The organism is Aeromonas sp. 97A (assembly GCF_051919185.1).
In the GTDB taxonomy this organism is placed as follows: Bacteria; Pseudomonadota; Gammaproteobacteria; order Enterobacterales; family Aeromonadaceae; genus Aeromonas; species Aeromonas veronii.
In genome coordinates, this window is sequence record NZ_JBQBFF010000001.1 from 2,871,509 (window position 1) to 2,888,265 (window position 16,757).

The following is a 16,757-nucleotide window of genomic DNA, read 5'->3' on the forward strand; positions in this document are numbered from 1 at the left end:
AAGCGGGCCTGCAAGTGGACTGACAATTATGCAGGCGTCCGACCCGAATGGTACAGCGCTCACTCTCCGGCAATCTGGCCGTTTTTCAATAACTCCAGAATTTGCAAGCCTTGGCGCGACGTTTTTTTCAGAAAAAAATGGCTGACGCTCAAATACTAACCTTTTCTCCTGCCTAAAAAATGCGTAATATACGCCGCCCTAAGCCGATGGTAACCGTGGAATGCAGATAGGTCCCCACACGCTTGAAACTCCCTTGATTGTGGCTCCCATGGCCGGTGTAACTGACCGACCATTCCGTGAACTTTGTTTGCGATTGGGGGCTGGCATGGCCGTTTCCGAGATGCTGCTGGCCAACCCGGATGTCTGGGATACCCAGAAAACCCGGATGAGGATGGATCACTCTGCAGAAGGCGGATTGCGTTCGGTCCAGATTGCCGGAGCCGACCCCGAGATGATGGCGTTTGCTGCCCGCTACAACGTGGAGCAGGGCGCACAGATCGTCGACATCAACATGGGATGTCCGGCAAAAAAAGTGAATAAGAAGTTGGCAGGTTCTGCCCTGCTGCGTGCCCCCGATCAGGTCAAAGCAATTTGCCGGGCCGTGGTGGATGCAGTGGAGGTGCCTGTCACCTTGAAGATCCGCACAGGATGGGATCCGGATAACCGCAATGGCGTGGAGATCGCCCGAATCGCCGAAGATTGCGGTATCGCGGCCCTTGCCGTGCATGGTCGTACCCGCGCCTGCCTCTACAAGGGCGAAGCGGAGTACGACACGATCAGGGCGATTAAGCAGGCCGTATCGATTCCTGTTGTCGCCAATGGTGACATCAACAGCCCGGAGAAAGCCCGGTATGTCCTCGACTATACCGGTGTTGACGCCGTGATGATCGGCCGAGCTGCGCAAGGACGACCCTGGATTTTCCGGGAAATCCGTCATTTTCTTGAGACGGGCACCAAGCTGCCGCCTCCCGAGAGGGAAGAGGTTCGCACCCTGATGAACGAGCATGTAACCAACCTGCACCGGTTTTATGGTGCATATCTGGGAGCGCGCATAGCCCGTAAACACGTGGGCTGGTATCTGGATGAAGAAGAGACGGGCCGAGAATTCCGTAAGCACTTCAATGCCCTGGATTGCGCAGACGCGCAACTTGAGGCACTCGAAGCGTATTTCGATGGATTAGGTTAACAAGATAACTAAAGAGCCGACCGAATATGTTCGAACAAACCCTGACTTCTGATGCATTGGTAACAACTACTCACAATCACGCTGCCGAGCCGACCCAGCGCCCCCTGCGTGACTCTGTGCAACAGGCCCTGCGTAACTACCTGGCCCAGTTGAACGGTCAGGAAGTGATTGATCTGTACGATATGGTTCTCTCCGAAGTCGAAGCGCCGATGCTGGACGTGATCATGCAGTACACCCGTGGTAACCAGACTCGCGCTGCCGTGATGATGGGTATCAACCGTGGCACCCTGCGCAAGAAGCTCAAGCGTTACGGCATGAACTGATTGCTGGCCGCGAGCCGCGACGGCGGTTCAAGGCAGATGCGAAAGGCGCCAGGTAGCAATACCTGGCGCCTTTCCTTTATGCTCTCCCCTCCATTTCACCATGGCGACCCCGATGAACCGCACTCCCCTGCTGCTGATGGTACTGGTCACCCTGCTGGCCGCCGCTGGCTGGCTCTTCTCGAAAGAGGCGATCCGCGAACTGCCCCCTGCCGCCTTTATCGGCAGCCGCTTTCTGCTGGCCGCGCTGCTGTTGCTCCCCTTGGCCTGGTTGCGCGAGCCACCGCCGACTCGCGCCCAGCTGGTGCGCGCTGCCGGTTGCGGCACCCTCCTCGGCGCCAGCCTGCTGCTGTGGGTCACTGCCATCAGCCAGAGCGATGCGCTGGGCAGCGGCGCCTTTATCATGAGCGTCGCGACCCTGATGGCCCCGCTGGCAGCCTGGGGAGCCTTTCGGACCAAGCCTGGCCGCCACTACTGGCTCACCCTGCCCATCGCCATCGCCGGTTTGCTGCTGCTCTCCAGCAGTACCCACTGGGGCGTGTCGCTTTCGCTGTTCTGGTTTCTGGCGGCGGCCACCACTCTCGGCATCCAGCTTGCCGTCCATCGCCACTTCGCCCAATCCATTGCCCCCACCTGGCTCACCTGCATCCAGCTGGCGATGACCGGCCTGCTCGGCACCCTGCTCTCCCTGCTGACCGAACAGTGGCCCGAGGCTGGAGTCAGCCACGGCATCTGGGGCTGGTTTGCGGCGAGCGTCTTGATTGCCACCACATTGCGCTACTGGCTGCTCACCCATGCGTTGAGCAAGATGACTACCGCCCACGCCGCCCTGATGATGCTGCTGGAGCCGGTCTGGACTCTGCTGCTGAGCACCCTCTTCTACAACGAACCCCTCGGCGGCGCCAAACTGGCCGGTGCCGGACTGGTACTCGGCGCCCTGGTGCTCTACCAACTGCCCCTGCTGCTGCGCAGTGCACGGCTCAAAACGCCCGTCTGATCCGCGTCACCGCCCTGCGGGGCGGTGTCACCATTTCCCTCCTGTTTACTTATCTTGTCCTGCCAATGCTGACGTTCTGTTAACGGCCTTTAACCCTTGGTATCCAGAGGGTTAAAGGGCATACCCCATGAAAAAATGCCATATGGCCAGCTTGATGAAGGTCACATTCCTCCCCCGCGACCCTCCCTATGATGCCCCCATCATCGGTCTGGACAACCCTGACGATGGCCACACATGGGAATAACAAGAGAAAAGACTATGCAGCAAACCAGCCCCCTCAAGACGGTCACGGTCAGCATATTGGCAACCGCCATGCTGATCTTTGTGGCCCAGTACCTGATAGGAAAACAGGAGATCAAGATCGGCATCGCCATCATCCCGATCCTGCCGATGCTCTTTGCCGTCATCATCGGCATGATTGTCTCCGCCAAACCGGTCAAGGATCGCATCCCCGGCTGGAAGCAGCTCTTCACCGAAAAAGAAGAGGGCTTCTGCGGCAAGATGGTGGGCTTCAGCCTGCTGATCCTGGGCACCCAGTATGCGGGGATGATCATCCCCAACCTGAAGATGATCCTGAGCGTCGGCGTGCCGCTGTTCCTGCAGGAGATTGGCAACCTGCTGCCTATCCTGATCGCCATTCCGCTGGCGGTGAAGTTCGGCTTTGGCCGCCGCGCCATCGGGGCCTGCTCCTCCATCAGCCGTGAGCCCTCCGTCGCGGTAATTCAGGGCAAGTTCGGCACCGGCTCTCAGGAATACATCGGCGTGCTGGCCATCTACCTGTGCGGCTCCGTTATCGGCACCCTCTGGTTCAGCGTGCTGGGCAGTATCGCCCCGCTCACCGGCCTGCACCCACTGGCGCTGGCTGCCGGCTCCGGCGTGGGCTCAGGCTCCATGCTGAGTGCCGCCTCCGGCGCCCTGATCAACGGTCTCGACGAAGCGCTGGCCCAGCAGGTGCTGAGTATTGCGGCTGCCTCGAACCTGCTCTCGTCTGCTCTCGGGGCCCTCTCCCTCACTTATCTGGGTCTGCCGCTCGCTGAAAAAATCTATGCCCTGACTGCCAAAGGAGAGAAAGCATGAAAAGCATCGTAATGGATATGCGGTTCGTCTTTCTGGCGATCCTGCTGGCCATGTTTACCCAGACCCTGACCACCGGCACTCCGCTCTGGCTGATGGGTGACAGCTTCATAGCCATGTCGCTGGTGGTGTTCGCTTCGCTGATTGCCAAGCGCTATCTGCCCTCCTCCCTGCCGGCATTTGCCTATGCCACCATCATCGGCATTCTCATCTGCCTGCCGGAGACCCCGGTGCGCGGCCTCTTTATCGACGCCGTCGCCAAGATCTCCTTCCTCTCCTGCTGCGTACCGCTGCTGGCCTTTGCCGGTCTCTCGGTGGGTGGTCAGCTGGAAGAGCTGAAGAAGATGTCCTGGAAAGTGATCCTGATCTTCATGATTGTCTCCACCTGCTGCTTCTTCGGCGCCTCGCTGGTGGCCCAGCTCGGCTTCTCCATTCAAGGGATCATCTGATGAACAACATCCACATTGAACCGGCCCTGCTGGCCCTGCGCGACTTCAGTCAGGAAGTGCGCCACCATCTGCACACCATTCCGGAGGCCTCCGGCGTCGAGTTCAAGACCTCGGCCTACTGCCGCGAGCTGATGACAGGCTTTGGCTACCGCCTCACCGACTACCCGGGCTTCACCGGTTTTCACGGCGATCTGGTGGTTGATCCTGTGCTGCCGACCATCGCCTTCCGTGCCGACATGGATGGCCTCGAGATGCACGACATGAGCGACGTTGCGTTCAAGTCGACCCACGAAGGGATGGCCCACAACTGTGGTCACGACTCCCATATGGCGATCGCCCTGACCGCGGCCAAGTTTCTGGCCGCCAACCGCGATCGCCTGCAGTACAACGTCCGCTTTATCTTTCAGATGGCGGAAGAGGACATGCGGGTGCCGGGCGCCGAGAAGATGGTGGAACTGGGCTGCATGAAGGGGGTGGACGAGGTCTATGCCCTCCATAACGACGGCGCCATGGAGACCGGCACCATCAAGTTCAACCACGGTGTGATGTCCTCCTGGGGCTCCGCCTGGACGCTGGATGTGCACGGTATCTCCGCCCACGGATCCACCCCCCACAAGGGGTTGGATGCCATCCGTGAAGCGGTGCGGATCATCGAGGATATGGACTACATCGTCGCCAAGCGCACCAGTCCGTTCAGCCCGGCGGTGTTTGGCTGCGGCATGATCAACGGCGGCACCATCCCCAACGCCATCGCCGACCATGTGCAGGCGCGCGGTACCATCAGAGCCATGGATGCCGAGACCGACCAGATCCTCAAGAACAGCTTCAAGGAGATCGTGGCCCAGAGCGAACTGCGCGGCTTCAAGACCAAGATGGTCTATGCCGGGTATCCGGCGGTGGAGAACCACGCCGATGCCTGCGCCCGTCTGCTGCAAGCGGCCGCCGACGTATTGCCCTCCGAGGGGATCAACGCTCAGGGTCAGCCGATGACCGGCAGCGAAGATTTCAGCTACATGGTCAACGCCTGCCGTGGCCGCAAGGGGGCCATGTTCTTCCTCGGTAGCGGCTGTCAGGCCAAGGGGATCTGCAACTACCTGCATGCCAACCCCTACGACCTCGATGACGATTGCCTGCTGGTCGGAGCCCAGATCTTTATCAATCTGGCGACCCGCAGCGCTTAATCCCGCATGCCGATAAAACCAGAAGAGAGGCCAAGGCCTCTCTTTTTTATCTCTGTATTTTTGCTCTGTGTACGACAAACAACCTGCGACTAGAGCCACGGCAACTCCGCCATATTGGCAGTCGGCGGCTGATTGATCAGATGAAGTTGCACCGTCTCCCGGCTGATATGGGGGGCGTAGAGGTGGATAAAGTCGTACATGTAGTCGCGCAAGTGGGCATGCTTGCGCAGGCAGATGTGGGTCGCGCTCGAGGCGATCAGGTGGTCGATGTTGAGGCTCACCAGATCCTCCCTGTCCCCCTCGTCGAAGGCCACGCAGGCAATCACCCCGACCCCCATCCCGAGCCGGACGTAGTGCTTGATCACATCGGTGTCGGTGGCGGTCAGCACGGTTTTCGGCGAGAGGCCGTGGCGGCTAAAAGCCTTGTCCATCTTGGAGCGGCCGGTAAAGCCGAATACATAGGTGATGAGGGGATAGCGAGCCAGATCCGCCATCGAGAGCGGCTGGCAGTCGATCAGCGGATGAGCGTGGGGCACCACCACGCTGCGCCCCCAACGATAACAGGGCACCGCGGCCAGCTCGTCGAACAGATACATGGACTCGGTGGCGATCGCCATATCCACATCGCCGCTTTGCACCATCTGGGCCAGTTGGGCAGGTGCCCCCTGATGGAGCTGGATCGCCACATCGGGATAACGACGGCTGAACTCGGTGATCACCGCTGGCAGCTTGTAGCGAGCCTGGGTGTGGGTGGTGGCGATACGCAGCACCCCGCTGGTGGCCAACTGCTCACCCAGCGAGAGCTGGTTGATCTGCTCCACCTGCGCCACTACCCCCTTGGCCAGCTCCATCACCTGCTCGCCTGCGCTGGTCAAGCCGACCAGATTTTTCCCCTTGCGGGTAAAGAGGGCGAGCCCCAGCTCATCTTCCAGCATCTTCATCTGCTTGCTGAGGGTTGGCTGGGAGGTGTAGAGCTTCTCCGCCGTCGCCGAGATGTTGAAGTTGTTCTTCACGATCTCGGTAAAGTTCTTGAGCCGGGCGATGTTCATCTGGGCAAGGGATCTCGCTGCTGCGGCCAGTAGGGCTGACCTGAAAAAGAGAGAACGGGGCTGGCCCCGCAGCTGACTGCCGACCATACCACAGCGTGGCGTACGATAATCTGCCTCAGGTCAGAAAGCCGCGAGCTAGTCGCTGGCGAGCTTGAGCCCGAGCCCGACAAACAGGGTGCCGATGCCCCGGTTGAGCCAGCGACCAAGACGCTGTGACAACCGTACCTTGTGGCTGGCATAGACGGTGGTAAAGACCAGCAGGTGACACCAGATGATACCGCCCAGATTGAAGATGCAGCCGAGCAGAATAAAGGCGAGGGCCTTGGCGGGGGCATCCGGTGCGATGAACTGGGGCACAAAGGCGAGGAAAAAGAGCGCCACCTTGGGGTTGAGCACATTGGTCAGCACTCCCTGCTGGTAAATCTGGCCATAGGAGAGAGCTGGCAGGGTGGCCCCTCTCTCCATTGAACCCGTAGCCTGCTGGCGCAGCAGAGAGAACCCCAGATAGATGAGGTAGATGGCGCCAGCCAGCTTGATAAGGGCAAACAACTCGGCCGAGGCGCTGAGCAGGGCAGACAGACCGAGGGCCGCCGCCAGCACATGCACCATGACACCGGTGCCGATGCCCAACGTCGCGACCGAACCGGCACGCCACCCTTGCGAGCCACTGCGCAGCATGACCAGCAGGGAGTCCGGACCCGGCATGATATTGAGCAGCAGCCCCGAGACCATAAACAGAGCAAGATCATGAATACCGAACATCACCCCTCCCCTCGTAAAGCAAAACCAAACAAAAGGGCTCCGCAGAGCCCTCTTTTCTTTCACTCTGCGGCAGCTGACGTATCATCAGCTGTCCCGCCAGCCATCAGGGCCGCAGCGCCTTGTCCGCCCGCGAGATGCCGCAGACGCCGGAGCGCACCACTTCGATGATCTCGTTGGTCTGGGCCGCAGTCTTGATAAAGGCATCCAGCTTCTCGCTGGTGCCCACCAGCTGCACCGTGTACTGCTCGGGGGTGACGTCGACGATCTGGCCACGGAAGATATCCGCCAGCCGTTTCAGCTCGTCACGGGCCCCACCGGCGGCGCGCGCCTTGACCAGCGCGATCTCCCGCTCGATATGCTCCCCTTCACTCAGGTCACACACCTTGAGCACATCCACCAGCTTGTGCAGCTGCTTCTGGATCTGCTCCAGCACCCGCTCGTCACCCATGGTGACTATGGTCATGCGCGACAGAGTGGGATCCTCGGTCGGTGCCACCGTCAGGGTCTCGATGTTGTAGCCGCGCTGGGAGAAGAGACCCACCACGCGGCTCAGGGCGCCGGATTCGTTCTCCAGCAGAACGGAAATTATATGTCTCATCAGGTTCTCTCCGTCTTGCTCAGCCACATCTCATCCATGGCACCAAACTTGATCTGCATCGGATAGACGTGCTCATCCGGGTCGACCGAGATATCCATGAACACCAGCCGATCCTTCATGGCGAAGGCCTTCTCCATGGCGCTCTCCAGCTCGGCCGGATCACTCACCGCGATGCCGACGTGGCCGTAGGCTTCCGCCAGTTTGACGAAGTCCGGCAGGGACTCCATGTAGGAGTGGCTGTGACGGCCGCCGTAGAACATCTTCTGCCACTGCTTGACCATGCCCAGCGCACGGTTGTTGATGGAGATGATCTTGATGGGCACCCCGTACTGCATGCAGGTAGAGAGCTCCTGAATGTTCATCTGCACCGAGCCATCGCCGGTGACGCAGCAGACCACCGCATCCGGGTTGGCAAACTGGGCCCCCATGGCGGCCGGAATGCCAAAGCCCATGGTGCCGAGGCCCCCTGAGTTGATCCACTGGCGCGGTTTGGCAAACGGATAGTAGAGGGCAGCAAACATCTGGTGCTGACCGACGTCGGAGGCGACGAACGCCTGACCTTGGGTCACCTTGTAGAGGGTCTCAATCACCTGTTGCGGCTTGATCTGGGTGGCCGACTTTTCGTAGGCCAGACAGTGACGGGAGCGCCACTGGTTGATCTGGCTCCACCAGTCCGCCAGCGCCTCCTTGTCGTTATCGAAGCCACACTCGCGGATCACTTCCAACATCTGCTCCAGCACGGTTTCCACCGAGCCGACGATAGGCACATGGGCCTGCACCGTCTTGGAGATGGAGGTGGGGTCGATATCGATATGAACCACGGTCGCATTGGGGCAGAACTTGGCCACGTTGTTGGTGACGCGGTCATCGAAGCGGGCACCGACGGCGAAGATGAGATCCGCGTTGTGCATGGTCTTGTTGGCTTCGAAGGTGCCGTGCATCCCCAGCATGCCGATAAATTGCGGATGGACACCGGAGAAAGCCCCCAGTCCCATCAGGGTGGTGGTCACCGGCAGGTTCAGCAGCTCCGCCAGCTTGGTCACCAGATGGTCCGCATTGGCGTTGATGGCGCCGCCGCCCACGTACATCACCGGGCGCTGGGCATCCACCAGCAGCTTGGCTGCCCGCTTGATCTGCCCTTTATGGCCAGACTTGGTCGGGTTGTAGGAGCGCAGGGAGACCGTCTCGGGATACTGATAGGGGAATTTCTCTTTCGGGTTCTGCACATCTTTGGGCAGATCCACCACCACCGGCCCCGGGCGGCCGCTGGCGGCAATGTAGTAGGCCTTCTTGATGGCCTCGGGAATATCGCTCGCCTTCTTGCACAGGAAGCTGTGCTTCACCACCGGGCGGGAGATACCGATCATGTCAGTCTCCTGGAACGCATCCTCACCGATCATGCTGGTCGGCACCTGGCCGGAGAGGATCACCAGCGGAATGGAATCCATATAGGCGGTGGCAATACCGGTAATGCAGTTGGTCGCTCCCGGGCCTGACGTTACCAGCACAGTCCCCACCTTGCCGGTGGAACGGGCGTAACCGTCAGCCATGTGAACCGCGGCTTGCTCGTGCCGCACCAAGACATGCTCCATCTTGCCGTTTTCGAAGAGAGCGTCATAGATGTCGAGCACTGAGCCACCAGGGTAGCCGAAGACGTGCTCAACTCCCTGATCTTCCAGCGCTCTAACCACCATCTGGGCGCCTGATAACATCTCCATGATAAAGCCCTCCAGGCTTTGCTCCGTTTAGCGAATCCCGCCGACGATGCCGTGCTTCCCGGCACGGCCCGATCCGTTTCTTGTTGTTATCTGAATGCAGATCGGCCCAATTCAGCCCCGTCGACAGTAGAAAAAAAGGATTTTTCCGTCATTCACCCGAAAATAGGGTGAAAAACCAACTTAACCCGCTTCATAACGCTTGTCCACGGCTTTATCTGACCAGAACAGTCATACATTTCAACCGGCTATTAACATTCAATGACTTGCCGCAGCGACCATGAGACAAAAGGGAAGGAAGTCGGGGAATGGCCAGCGGATCATTCCGCAGAGGGGAAAAACAGCCACAAAAAAGCCCACCGCTCATTGGTGGGCTTGATGCCGAATGATTACTCAGTTCTCCTGATCCGGCTCAGCCAGCCAGATCTGCTGATCCGGATCGGTCTCTTCACTGACCGAAATGCTGACACCCATATCGAGCAACTCGTGCAGGGTGAGATTGTCAGCCAGGTTCATGACTTCGCCGTTTTCATTGGTAAAGCGCATTTGCTCCGTCCTCTCCTTGGTGGGATCGCCTTTCAGTCTAGTCAACAACGCTCACTTGCGATAACCAGCAACTGGATAAACAGTCGCCCCCATCCAGCTCGCTCAGGCGATCACTCACCTCCTCCGGAAACAGGGTGCGCGCCCAGAGCCGCCGTGACAGAGAGGCCACGCTCTCGTCGGCTCCTGCCGCCAGCCAGCGAGCCAGCTCCCCCGCCACATCGGGGTAACAGACAGCCCCTGGCGAGGCGCTGTCGAGCCAGGTACGCACCAGATTGGCATCGAGCACATCCATCAGGGTCGCCAGCCCCATCATCTCGAGCGTCTTGCCATTGGTCAGCTGTTCAAACTGTCCGCCGAGGGGCTTGACCAGCAGCTTCTTGCCGAGGGTGAGCGCCTCGGAAGCCAGCTCGAAACCCGCGTTGGAGATGACGCCGCGACAACCGGCCAGCACGGCGATAAACCCGTGCCGCGATGGCGGTTCGAAGCGCAGGTTGCGCCACTGGCTGGGGGTGCGAATGGCGGGGTGAAAGCAAACGAAGCGCTGCTGGCCAAAGCGCGACAACAGGGCAGCGATCGCCTCGGTTTGCTCGAACGGCAGATAGACCAGGATCTCGCCGTTATCCGGTACGGCGGTGATGGGGTCGATCACCGGCGGCAGCAAAGGGTGACCGAAGTGAAACCAGTGCAGCCCGAGCGGCTGATCCACCGGGGCAAAGTGGCGCATCAGCTGGCTGCTGACCCCATCCTCCCCCCAGCGCGGGATGGGCCAGTTGAAACTGGCCTGATGGCTGACGGTGAGGCTCGGCTTGCCATAGCGGCGGGCGGCGTGGGCGGTCAACGGCTCAAAATCGCTCACCACCAGATCGTATTCGCTGCAATCGAGAGACCGCAGATCCCGCCAGAAGGTGAGCGGCGAGGCGGCTTGCAGGGTGCGCCACGGAGAAACTCGCCCCTCGTGACTGACAAAAGTGAGGCCGGGAAAGGCGCGGTAGGCGCCAAACTCCTCCATGTCGAAGTAGCGGTCAGCGGGGCGACCGCTGAAGAGATAATCCACCTCGACCCCTGCCGTGCGTAGCGCCCGCGCCAGGGTGCGACTGCGACTGATATGACCGTTGCCAGTGCCTTGCACCCCAAACAGTATCCTCATGAGTGACTCCAGCCGAGCGCCAGCACGGCGCAACCGCCACCCAGCAGGGCACCGGCTACCAAATCACTCAGGTAGTGTACCCCGAGCAGCAGCCGGGATGCCCCCACCAGCGCCGCCCAACCAAACAGCAGGGGCGCCCAGAGCGGAAAGCCGGTGGCCAGTATGGTAGCCATCAGAAAAGCGGCAGCGGTGTGACCGGAGGGGAGGCTGTAACGATCGGAAGGAGTGATAAAGACCGGCAAGCCGACCGGCCGTTGCCGTTTCAGGCTGTTTTTCAGCAGCAGATAGAGGGGCAATTCGATGGCGAAGGCGAGCAGCGCCAGTCGCACCAGCTCCCGCTCTGCCTCCCCCTGCCACCAGAGCAGGGCGGCCAGCACGGCGTAAAGCGGGCCATCGCCGGTGCGGGAAATGAGACGACTCACCCTCGCCTGCTGCCGGTTGTAGCCGTGAAGCAGGCAGACCCGGCACACCTGCAGGTCCCATTGCTGGATCTTGTTCATATCCCCTCCTTCCCTGAATTCTGCTTGCAGAGTAAGAAAGCGGGATGACGTTACGTTGAACAAGGGATAACAGATTTATGAAAAAAGGGCCGAATGGCCCTTTTTAATCTCGATGTTGCGGCAAAATCAGTGGCTGCCGCGCAGACCGGTCTCCATCAGACGGCAGTTGTGGTCCGCCAGACGGGCCATGAAGTGCTCATCCACTTTCAGGCCAAACACCTGCTCGTAGAGATCTTTCATCACGAACGGCTGCCACATCATGCTGAGGAAGGAGATCTTCAGCATGTCGGGATCCAGGTTGTCACCCAGCTCGCCGTTGGACTTCATGGTTTCCAGCAGGGCATCGAACTGCGGCAGCTGACGCTCCAGCAGGCGGTTCAGCACAAAATCCCGGCCCGGGCTCTTCTCGGTCGACAATGCGCTGGAGATGGCAGAGGTCAGCTCGCTGTTGGGCGCCATCACCTGATAGTAGGTGTTGAGCAGCTCGTTGAGGCTGTGATTGCTGTGTTCATCTTGCCAGGCATGGTCGAGGGGCTCGGCGACATCGCCCAGCACCGCTTTGTACAGACCCTCTTTACTGCCGAAGTAGTAGTGGATCATTGCCAGATTGGAGCCAGCAAGCTCCGCGATTTCGCGTGTAGTTACCTTGCTATAGGGAGTATTGAGAAAACGCTCACGGGCGGCAGCAAGCAACTTGTCACGAATGTCAGAACGTCCGACCGGACGACCAGGTCTACGTTTTTCCATTTAACACCTCAGATAATTCAGCCAATGCTGATAAGTCGATCTGGTTGTGCAGAGAATAGAGCACAGCAGGAATGACCAGATAATCGGTCATGGGCCGAATATGGGACAAGGAAATTTGCAATCCTTTACAATCCGATTAAATACGTCAGCAGATTGCCCCTGACCTTCCGTGTTGACACAGCATAAAAATCTCGATATTGGTAAAAGCGTTATCGACTGGAAGGAATAACAACGTCATGCGTATCGCCACCCCGCTACTACTAATCTCCCTAATCGCGTTAACTCGCGCGGGATCCTTGTAGCCGGGCTAAGGCATAGCCGGAATTTACAAAAACCCGTGCACCCTGCACGGGTTTTTTTATGCCGCCGCAGGATGCACGTTACCGAACTTAGGAAGAGGGAAGTCACATGTCAGATCGGGTCATCATATTCGACACCACCTTGCGTGATGGTGAGCAGGCCCTGGCGGCCAGTTTGACAGTCAAGGAGAAGCTGCAGATCGCCCAGGCGCTGGAGCGGCTCGGTGTCGACGTCATGGAGGTGGGCTTCCCGGTCTCCTCTCCCGGCGATTTTCAATCGGTGCAGACCATCGCCCGCCACATCAAAAACAGCCGGGTCTGCGCCCTCGCCCGCGCCCTGCCCAAGGATATCGACGCCGCAGGCGAAGCCTTGCGGGTCGCCGAGGCGTTTCGCATCCATACCTTCATCTCCACCTCCTCCATCCACGTGGAGAGCAAGCTGAAAAAGAGCTTCGAAGACGTGCTGGAGATGGGAGTCGGCGCCATCAAGCACGCCCTGCGCTACACCGATGATGTGGAGTTCTCCTGCGAGGATGCGGGCCGTACGCCGATCGATAATCTCTGCCGCATGGTGGAGGCCGCCATCAAGGCGGGGGCCCGCACCATCAATATCCCCGATACCGTGGGCTACACGGTACCGACCGAGTTCTCCGGCATCATCCACACCCTGTTCAACCGGGTTCCCAACATCGACAAGGCCATCATCTCGGTGCACTGCCACGATGATCTGGGGCTCTCGGTGGCCAACTCCATCGGCGCGGTGCAGATGGGGGCCCGCCAGATCGAGTGCACCATCAACGGCATCGGCGAGCGGGCGGGCAACTGCTCGCTGGAAGAGGTGGCGATGATCCTCAAAACCCGCGCCGACCTGCTCGGGGTGCAAACCAATATCCGCCACAACGAAATTCATCGCACCAGCACGCTGGTCAGCCAGCTGTGCAATATGCCGGTGCAGCCCAACAAGGCGATCGTCGGGGCCAACGCCTTCTCCCACAGCTCCGGCATCCATCAGGATGGGGTGCTCAAGGCGAAAAACACTTACGAAATCATCACTCCCGAGAGCATTGGCCTGACCCAGAACAACCTCAACATGACCTCCCGCTCCGGCCGCCACGTCATCAAGCACCGGATGGAGTCCATGGGCTACGCCGAGAGCAGCTACGACCTCGACCACCTCTACGGCAAATTCCTGACCCTGGCCGACAAGAAGGGTCAGGTGTTCGACTACGACCTCGAAGCGCTGGCCTTCTTCAGCCAGATCCACGAAGAGCCGGAACACTTCAAGCTGGAGTATCTCGGGGTCCAGAGCGGCAGCTCGGTACTGGCCACCGCCTCGGTCAAATTGAAGGTGGGACAGGATCTGATCTGCGAAGCGGCCACCGGCAATGGCCCGGTGGATGCGGTCTACCAGTGCATCAACCGCATCACCGGCTATGAGATCCGCATCGACAAATATGCCCTCAAGAGCAAGGGCGAAGGGGAAGATGCCCTCGGTCAGGTCGATATCGTCGCCGAGTACAAAGGGCGCAAATTCCACGGCATGGGACTGGCCACCGACATCATCGAATCCTCGGCCCACGCCCTGCTCCATGTGATCAACAGCATCTGGCGCGCCGATCAGGTCGCCGAACAGATGGAACGAAATAACACTATCAAGACGGAGACAGTATGAGCAGTTATCGGATCGCAGTATTGCCGGGTGACGGCATTGGCCCTGAAGTGATGGCCGAGGCCATCAAGGTGCTGGAGAAGGTGCAGGCCAGGTTCGGCCTCGCCTTCGAGTATGATCGCCATGACGTGGGCGGCATCGCCATCGACAACCACGGCACCCCGCTGCCGCAAAGCACGATCAAAGGTTGTGAAGCGGCCGATGCCGTGCTGTTTGGCTCGGTGGGCGGCCCGAAATGGGAACATCTGCCCCCTAACGATCAGCCGGAACGTGGCGCCCTGCTGCCCCTGCGCGCCCACTTCAAGCTGTTCTGCAACCTGCGTCCGGCCCGCATCTACACCGGTCTGGAGCAGTTCTCCCCGCTGCGTGCCGATATCTCCGATCGCGGTTTTGACATCGCCTGCGTGCGCGAGCTGACCGGTGGCATCTACTTCGGCCAGCCCAAGGGGCGTGAGGGAGAAGGGGCGAACGAAAAGGCGTTCGACACCGAGGTGTACCATCGCTTCGAGATTGAGCGCATCGCCAAGATTGCGTTCGAGTCGGCGCGTGTGCGCCGTGGCAAAGTCACCTCCATTGACAAGGCCAACGTGCTCGCCTCTTCCATTCTGTGGCGCGAGGTGGTGACGCAAGTCGCCAAGTCCTATCCGGACGTAACCCTCAACCATATGTATATCGACAACGCCACCATGCAGCTCATCAAGGATCCATCCCAGTTCGATGTGCTGCTCTGCTCCAACCTGTTCGGTGACATCCTCTCCGACGAGTGCGCCATGATCACCGGCTCCATGGGACTGCTCCCCTCAGCCAGCCTCAACGAATCGGGTTTCGGCCTGTTCGAACCGGCCGGTGGTTCGGCCCCGGATATCGCCGGCAAGGGTATTGCGAATCCCATTGCCCAGATCCTCTCAGCCGCCCTGATGCTGCGCTACAGCTTAGGGATGGAGGCTGCCGCCCAGGCCATTGAGCAGGCCGTGGCCCAGACCTTGGCCGAGGGTTACTTCACCGCCGACCTGCATCAGGCCAGCGCCCGCCATCCGGTGCAGAGCACGTCCGAGATGGGTAGCCAGATCGCCGCCCGGATCTGAGCCGCATAACAGAGAACAAGGAAGAGAGAAGCAATGGCCAAGACCCTCTATCAGAAAGTATTCGACGCCCACGTGGTACGGGAAGTGGAAGGGGAGACCCCCCTCATCTACATCGACCGCCATCTGGTGCATGAAGTGACCAGCCCGCAGGCATTCGACGGCCTGCGCGCCATGAACCGCCAGCTGCGCCGCCCGGACCTGACTTGGGCCACCATGGATCACAACGTCTCCACCACCACCAAGGACATCGCCGCCTCCGGCGAGATGGCCCGCATCCAGATGGAGACGCTGGCCGACAACTGCAAGGAGTTCGGGGTTCGCCTCTACGATCTCAACCACAAATATCAGGGGATCGTCCATGTGATGGGCCCCGAGCTCGGCATCACCCTGCCCGGCACTACCATCGTCTGCGGTGACTCTCACACCGCCACCCATGGTGCCTTCGGCTCGCTGGCCTTCGGCATCGGCACTTCCGAAGTGGAGCATGTGATGGCGACCCAGACCCTGAAACAGGGCCGCGCCAAGACCATGCGCATTTCGGTCAACGGCAAGCTGGCCGAGGGCATCAGTGCCAAGGACGTGGTGCTGGCCATTATCGGCAAGGTCGGCCATGCCGGTGGTACCGGCTACGTGGTGGAGTTCGCTGGCGAGGCCATTGCGAGCCTCTCCATGGAAGGGCGGATGACGGTGTGCAACATGGCCATCGAGCTGGGTGCCAAGGCGGGCATGATAGCCCCCGACCAGACCACCATCGACTACATCCGTGGCAAGGCGTTTGCTCCCAAGGGCGAGGCGCTGGAGCAGGCCATCGCCTACTGGCAGAGCCTCAAGAGCGATGAAGGTGCCCGTTTCGATGCCGAAGTGGTGCTGGACGCCGCTGATATCGCCCCGCAGGTCACCTGGGGTACCAACCCGGGGCAGGTGATTGCCGTTAATGAACCCATTCCGGCGCCGGAATCCTTCAGCGATCTGATGGAGCAGCAGTCAGCCCGCAAGGCGCTCGCCTACATGGACTTGCAACCGGGCCAGAAGCTCTCCGACGTCGCCATCGACAAGGTGTTTATCGGATCGTGCACCAACAGCCGCATCGAGGATCTGCGTGCTGCCGCCGCCATCGCCCGCGGTCGCAAGGTGGCAGCTGGCGTGCAGGCGCTGGTGGTGCCGGGCTCCGAGCAGGTGAAGGCCCAGGCCGAAGCCGAGGGGCTGGACAAGATCTTCATCGAAGCGGGCTTTGAGTGGCGCCTGCCGGGCTGCTCCATGTGTCTGGCGATGAACAACGACCGGCTGCAACCGGGGGAGCGCTGCGCCTCCACCAGCAACCGCAACTTCGAAGGGCGTCAGGGCCGCGCCGGCCGCACCCATCTGGTAAGCCCGGCCATGGCCGCCGCTGCCGCCGTCACCGGCCGCTTCGCCGACATTCGTGCACTGTAAGA

17 protein-coding genes are annotated in these 16,757 nt (G+C 60.2%); 9 read left to right on the forward strand and 8 right to left on the reverse strand.

Features of this window, described 5'->3' with window-relative positions:
* Positions 1-220 precede the first annotated feature (220 nt).
* From dusB to ACTG27_RS12870, 6 genes are all read left to right on the forward strand, one after another.
* Positions 221-1,186: a tRNA dihydrouridine synthase DusB gene (gene dusB, locus ACTG27_RS12845; protein WP_019445016.1), complete on the forward strand. Its 966-nt coding sequence runs from the start codon at positions 221-223 to the stop codon at positions 1,184-1,186.
* 26 nt (positions 1,187-1,212) lie between these two features.
* Positions 1,213-1,509 (forward strand): DNA-binding transcriptional regulator Fis, encoded by a 297-nt coding sequence (gene fis, locus ACTG27_RS12850; RefSeq protein ID WP_005309538.1) that lies wholly within the window; start codon positions 1,213-1,215, stop codon positions 1,507-1,509.
* Between the two features lie 112 nt (positions 1,510-1,621).
* The gene (locus ACTG27_RS12855) at positions 1,622-2,503 is read left to right on the forward strand and encodes a DMT family transporter (RefSeq protein WP_127007841.1); all 882 of its coding nucleotides are present in this window, start codon (positions 1,622-1,624) and stop codon (positions 2,501-2,503) included.
* Positions 2,504-2,761: 258 nt separating this feature from the next.
* On the forward strand, positions 2,762-3,580 hold the full coding sequence (locus ACTG27_RS12860) for a DUF3100 domain-containing protein (protein WP_005339140.1): 819 nt from the start codon (positions 2,762-2,764) through the stop codon (positions 3,578-3,580).
* The gene (locus ACTG27_RS12865; RefSeq protein ID WP_033114935.1) at positions 3,577-4,026 is read left to right on the forward strand and encodes a hypothetical protein; all 450 of its coding nucleotides are present in this window, start codon (positions 3,577-3,579) and stop codon (positions 4,024-4,026) included. Before ACTG27_RS12860 ends, ACTG27_RS12865 begins: the two co-directional genes overlap by 4 nt.
* Positions 4,026-5,207, forward strand: a complete 1,182-nt coding sequence (locus tag ACTG27_RS12870; RefSeq protein ID WP_439979771.1) for a M20 metallopeptidase family protein — start codon at positions 4,026-4,028, stop codon at positions 5,205-5,207. The genes ACTG27_RS12865 and ACTG27_RS12870 overlap by 1 nt, the downstream gene beginning before the upstream one ends.
* An 89-nt stretch (positions 5,208-5,296) precedes the next feature.
* Here the strand turns inward: ACTG27_RS12870 and ACTG27_RS12875 are convergent, their stop codons facing one another.
* The 8 genes from ACTG27_RS12875 to ACTG27_RS12910 form a co-directional block, all read right to left on the reverse strand.
* Positions 5,297-6,256 carry a LysR substrate-binding domain-containing protein gene (locus ACTG27_RS12875; RefSeq protein WP_439979772.1) on the reverse strand — a complete coding sequence of 320 codons (960 nt, stop codon included), beginning with the start codon at positions 6,254-6,256 and terminating at the stop codon, positions 5,297-5,299.
* Between the two features lie 135 nt (positions 6,257-6,391).
* The gene (locus ACTG27_RS12880; protein WP_439979773.1) at positions 6,392-7,018 is read right to left on the reverse strand and encodes a LysE family translocator; all 627 of its coding nucleotides are present in this window, start codon (positions 7,016-7,018) and stop codon (positions 6,392-6,394) included.
* 103 nt (positions 7,019-7,121) lie between these two features.
* Positions 7,122-7,616 carry an acetolactate synthase small subunit gene (ilvN, locus tag ACTG27_RS12885; RefSeq protein ID WP_005311605.1) on the reverse strand — a complete coding sequence of 165 codons (495 nt, stop codon included), beginning with the start codon at positions 7,614-7,616 and terminating at the stop codon, positions 7,122-7,124.
* A complete protein-coding gene (locus ACTG27_RS12890; RefSeq protein ID WP_043823044.1) occupies positions 7,616-9,334 on the reverse strand; it encodes an acetolactate synthase 3 large subunit in 1,719 nt (572 codons plus the stop codon). Before ACTG27_RS12890 ends, ilvN begins: the two co-directional genes overlap by 1 nt.
* A gap of 390 nt (positions 9,335-9,724) precedes the next feature.
* Positions 9,725-9,877, reverse strand: a complete 153-nt coding sequence (locus tag ACTG27_RS12895; protein ID WP_005339147.1) for a hypothetical protein — start codon at positions 9,875-9,877, stop codon at positions 9,725-9,727.
* Positions 9,878-9,914: 37 nt separating this feature from the next.
* Positions 9,915-11,024: an MJ1255/VC2487 family glycosyltransferase gene (locus tag ACTG27_RS12900; protein WP_439979774.1), complete on the reverse strand. Its 1,110-nt coding sequence runs from the start codon at positions 11,022-11,024 to the stop codon at positions 9,915-9,917.
* A complete protein-coding gene (locus ACTG27_RS12905; RefSeq protein WP_005339149.1) occupies positions 11,021-11,524 on the reverse strand; it encodes a phosphatase PAP2 family protein in 504 nt (167 codons plus the stop codon). The genes ACTG27_RS12900 and ACTG27_RS12905 overlap by 4 nt, the downstream gene beginning before the upstream one ends.
* A gap of 126 nt (positions 11,525-11,650) precedes the next feature.
* Positions 11,651-12,271: a TetR/AcrR family transcriptional regulator gene (locus tag ACTG27_RS12910; protein ID WP_005349170.1), complete on the reverse strand. Its 621-nt coding sequence runs from the start codon at positions 12,269-12,271 to the stop codon at positions 11,651-11,653.
* 408 nt (positions 12,272-12,679) lie between these two features.
* Between ACTG27_RS12910 and leuA the strand changes: the two genes are divergently transcribed.
* From leuA to leuC, 3 genes are read left to right on the forward strand one after another with little or no spacing between them, the layout of a single operon-like run.
* On the forward strand, positions 12,680-14,242 hold the full coding sequence (leuA, locus tag ACTG27_RS12915; protein WP_139399027.1) for a 2-isopropylmalate synthase: 1,563 nt from the start codon (positions 12,680-12,682) through the stop codon (positions 14,240-14,242).
* Entirely contained in the window at positions 14,239-15,324 is a 1,086-nt protein-coding gene (gene leuB / locus ACTG27_RS12920; protein ID WP_042052497.1) for a 3-isopropylmalate dehydrogenase, read from the forward strand. The genes leuA and leuB overlap by 4 nt, the downstream gene beginning before the upstream one ends.
* A 33-nt stretch (positions 15,325-15,357) precedes the next feature.
* Positions 15,358-16,755 carry a 3-isopropylmalate dehydratase large subunit gene (gene leuC, locus ACTG27_RS12925; protein WP_439979775.1) on the forward strand — a complete coding sequence of 466 codons (1,398 nt, stop codon included), beginning with the start codon at positions 15,358-15,360 and terminating at the stop codon, positions 16,753-16,755.
* Positions 16,756-16,757: the final 2 nt, after the last annotated feature.